The sequence below is a fragment of the Micromonospora sp. NPDC005220 genome (assembly GCF_040607895.1).
Taxonomy (GTDB): domain Bacteria; phylum Actinomycetota; class Actinomycetes; order Mycobacteriales; family Micromonosporaceae; genus Micromonospora.
On sequence record NZ_JBEXHP010000213.1, the window covers coordinates 1 to 4062 of the forward strand.

The 4062-nt window shown below is 74.6% G+C and carries 4 protein-coding genes; all 4 read left to right on the forward strand.

Going from position 1 to position 4062, the window contains the following annotated elements; genetic code table 11:
• Nucleotides 1-729, forward strand: a 729-nt coding sequence (locus ABZU52_RS32035; protein WP_354974656.1) for a phage baseplate assembly protein V, incomplete at its 5' end; no start/stop codon positions are given.
• Entirely contained in the window at nt 729-1067 is a 339-nt protein-coding gene (locus ABZU52_RS32040; protein WP_354974657.1) for a hypothetical protein, read from the forward strand. The genes ABZU52_RS32035 and ABZU52_RS32040, both read left to right, overlap by 1 nt.
• Nucleotides 1064-1498 (forward strand): GPW/gp25 family protein, encoded by a 435-nt coding sequence (locus ABZU52_RS32045; protein WP_354974658.1) that lies wholly within the window; start codon nt 1064-1066, stop codon nt 1496-1498. Before ABZU52_RS32040 ends, ABZU52_RS32045 begins: the two co-directional genes overlap by 4 nt.
• A partial coding sequence (locus ABZU52_RS32050) for a putative baseplate assembly protein (protein WP_354974659.1) occupies nt 1495-4062 on the forward strand: 2568 nt, incomplete at its 3' end. The genes ABZU52_RS32045 and ABZU52_RS32050, both read left to right, overlap by 4 nt.

Sequence of the window (4062 nt, forward strand, 5' to 3'; positions counted from 1 at the left end):
GAGGGCGACCCGGCGCTCCGGCCGGGCCGCCGCGTCGACCTGGGCGGTGTGCCCGACCCGGTCGCCGGGGCGTACGTGCTGACCGAGGTGGTGCACACAGTGGACGGCGACGGGCACCTGACCCGCTTCTCCACCGTGCCGCCGGCGACTCCGGCGGCCCCGATCGGCGGCGCGGCGGTCACCCTCGGCACCGTCACCGACGTCGCCGACCCGGACGGGTTGGGCCGGGTCCGGTTGACCCTGCCGGCGTACGGGGACCTGGACGCCGGCTGGCTCGCCGTGCTCTGCCCCGGGGCCGGGCCGGGCAAGGGCCTGGTGGCGCTCCCCGATCCGGGCGACACCGTGCTGGTGGTGCTGCCCGGCGGCGAGCCGGCCTCGGGCATCGTGCTCGGTTCGCTGTTCGGCGCCCTTGAGCCGTACGACGCGGGCATCGACGACGGAAAGGCCCGCCGCTGGACGATGCGCACCGCCGGCGGGCAGTCGATCGTCGTCGACGACGTACGCCGCAGCCTTCGGTTGGCCACCGAGGGCGGCAGTTTCCTGGAGTTGACCCCCGACCTGGCCACCCTGCACGCGGCGTCCGATCTGGTGATCTCCGCCCCCGGCCGGGCCATGGTGGTGCGCGCCCGCAGCGTGGACTTCCTGCACGCCGAGTCGACTGAGGACCCGACCACCGCGGCGGAGCAGGCCCGTTCGCTCGCCCGCGCCCACCAGCAAGGAGGCGGCTGATGCGCTGGATCCACAGTGACTCCGTGATCACCTGCGATCACGACGGCCGGGTCGAGAACCGACCCTCGCGGCAGTGGGTGACAGTCAGCGGCGTGCCCGTGCTCGTCGACGACGACCCGGAGGGACGCAGCATCGTCGCCTGCCCGAACTACGGCCCGACCATCAAACCGTGCACGACGACGCTGACCGTCCGGGTCGGCTACAGCGACTGGGTCCGCGTCGACGGGCACCGGGTGGTGTTGTCGCACCTGGAGGGGTTCACCAACGGCACACCGCCGGGGCTGGTCAAGCACACGGTGCGCGACCCGGCTCAGCAGTTCCTGGGGGCGGACCGATGAGGGCGTTCCGGTTCGTCGGCGCCGGCTTCGACGCCGGCCGTAGCGGCGGGTTGGCGCTCACCGCGGCCGGCGGCCTGGCGATGACCGAGGGCGACGAGAGCGTACGGCAGGCGTTGTTCCTGCTCCTGTCCACCACACCGGGTGAGCGGCTGATGCGACCCGGGTACGGCTCCCGGCTGCACCGGTTGGTCTTCGCGCCCAACGACGACACCACTGCCGGTCTGGCCATCCACTACGTCCGGCAGGCCATCGCCCGGTGGGAGCCCCGGGTCGAGGTGATCGACGTGGACGCCGGGCCGGACCCGGACGACGCGTGGCGGTTGGTGATCCGGTTGGACTACCGGGTGCGGGCCAGCCTGACACCCGGGCAACTGGTCTTCTCCGTGGACCTGCTCCCGGCCGACGAGCCCACTCAGGGAGGACCGTCATGACGCTGCCCGTGCCACACCTGGACGATCGTGGTTTCCTCGACCTGGTCACCGAGGCCCGGGAACGGATCCAGCAGTCCTGCCCGGCGTGGACCGACCTGTCGGCGCACGACCCCGGGATGGCGCTGGTGGAGACGTTCGCGCACCTCACCGAGGTGATGATCTACCGGTTGAACCAGTTGCCGGAGAAGGCGTACGTCTCGTTCCTGAACCTGCTCGGGGTCACCCGGCACGCGCCGACCGCGGCCTGGGCGGACGTCCGGTTCACCCGCACCGGCACCGACCGCGGCGCGGTTCGGATCCCGGCCGGGCTTCGGGTCGCGGCGGCCCGGGGCGCGGACCCCCGGCCGGTCCTGTTCGTCACCACCGAGCCGACGCTGCTGCCCGCCGACGAGACGTCGGTGACGGTACGGATGCACCACTGCGAACCGGTCGAGGCGGAGCTGCTCGGCGTGGGCACCGGCCAGGCCGGGCAGGTGCTGCGCGCGGCACACGCCCCGCTGGCGCACACCGCCGAGGCGCTGGACCTGCTGCTCGGGGTGGAGGTGCCGGCCGGCACTGTCGAGCTGGGTGCGGCGGCCCGCGAGCACGACGGTCGTACGTTCGAGATCTGGCAGCCGGTGGAGAGCTTCGCCGGGCTCGGCCCGCAGGCCAAGGCGTACCTGGTCGACCGGTGCTCGGGCACTGTCACCTTCGCCCCCACACTCGACCTGCGGCCGCCCGCCGGGGCGACCCCGCACGGCCCGGTCGCCGCCGACCCGACCGCACCAGCGAGCGCCGTGCCGCCGGTGACCATCGCGGCGGTGCCGCCAGTCTCCACTGCGGCGGTGCCGCCGATGACCGTCGCGGCCGTGCCGCCGGCCGGACGGCAGATCCGGCTCTGGTACCGCGCCGGTGGTGGGCCCACCGGCAACGTGGCGGCGGGCACGCTGACCAGCCTGCGCGACCCCCTGCCCGGGGTACGCGTCGACAACCCCACCCCGGCGGCCGGGGGCCGGGAGATGGAGGCGCTGGAGTCGGTGCTGCTGCGCGGCCCGTACGAGTTCTTCGCCCAGCAGCGGGCGGTCACCGCCCGCGACTTCGAGGTCCTCGCGACCAGCTCCGGCGCGGTGGCGCGGGCGCGGGCGTTCACCCGCGCGGCGGTGTACAGCTTCGCCCGACCGGGCGAGGTCGAGGTGGTGCTGGTGCCGTACGTGCCGGAGACGGCCCGTCCGGGCGGTCGGCTGCCGGTGGCGGTGCTGCGCGAGCACGAGGTGCCCGAGGCGCGCCACCGGGTCGAGGCGGACCTGGAGGAGCGCCGGATGGTCGGCATCCGCTCCCGGGCCAGCTGGGCGCGGTTCAAGGCGGTGTCGGTACGGGCCCGGGTGGTGGTCCGCCGCGAGGAGGACGTGGACGCGGTCCGTCGCCGCATCCACGACCGGCTGCACCAGACGTTGAGCCCGCTGCCCACCGCGCTCAACCCCACCGGCTGGCCGTTCGGCGAGCCGTTGCGGGCGTCCAACGTGTACCGGCTGCTGGAGCACGCCGAGCCGGGGGTGCGATACGTCGAGTCGGTGCGGTTCGTGGTCGACGAGGCGCCCGACGCCGACGTCCGCGCCCTCGCCGTGGACCAGTACCAGCGGCGCACCTGGTACGCCGGGCGCGGCCCGGTGCTGTTCCGCTCCAGCAACGGTGGCGCGGGTTGGGAACCGGCCGGTCGCTTCGAGGACGAGACGGTACTGCGGGTGGCGCCCGCGCCCGCGCCGGTGCGGCCCGGCATCGTCGCGCGTCCCGGCTCGGTGGCGGTGGTGACGCTGCGGGCCTCGGGCGGCTCCCGGGTGCACCTGAGCACGGACCTGGGCGAGACGTGGTCGCTGCTCACCGACCTGGACTCGCGGATCTCCGACGTGGCCTGGCTGGACCGCGACGGCGCGGGCGCGCTGCTGGTGGCCACCGACACCGGCCTGTACGAGGTGTCGCTGCTGCCCGGGGCGGTGCCCTTGCAGATCCTGGTCGACCCGTCCGACGCCGACCGGGGCTTCTACGCGGTCCGCACGTTCGTCTCCGAACGTGGCGCGCCGGGGGTGGCGGTGGCCGCGCAGGCCAGCTTCGGGGTGTACCTGTCGACCGGCGGCGGCCGACCCGGCAGCTTCACCCACGTCGGTCTGGCCAACGTGGACAACCGGGTCCTCGCCGTGCAGTACGACGGCCCGGCCACCCTGCTGTGGAGCGGCGCCGGCGAGCCGGACCCGAAGAAGCCCGGCCAGGGCTGCCACCGCACCCGGCTGTTCGAGTCCGACGTGAAGTGGCAGTCGATGCAGGCCGGTTGGATCGGCGGCACCTGCCGGGACCTCGCGTTCGCCGGCCAGCAGGCGGTGGCGGCCACCCAGAGCGGCGGGGTGCTGCGGCTGGACACCCTGGCCGCCCAGCCGCAGTGGCAGGCGGTGTCGGTCAACTGCGGATTGCCGTTGCGGGACCGAACCCGGTTCGTGCCTGTCGACGCCATCGCGGTGAGCGGCCCGACAGCCGGCGGCGCGACAGCCAGCGGCACCGGCGCGGCGGCCAGCGGTGCGGGGGCCGGCGGCTCC

What these genes read in the sequence shown, in the direction of transcription:
- ABZU52_RS32040 (WP_354974657.1), top strand. Translation starts at nt 729, where the DNA reads ATGCGCTGGATCCACAGTGACTCCGTGATCACCTGCGATCACGACGGC.
- ABZU52_RS32045 (WP_354974658.1), top strand. Translation starts at nt 1,064, where the DNA reads ATGAGGGCGTTCCGGTTCGTCGGCGCCGGCTTCGACGCCGGCCGTAGC.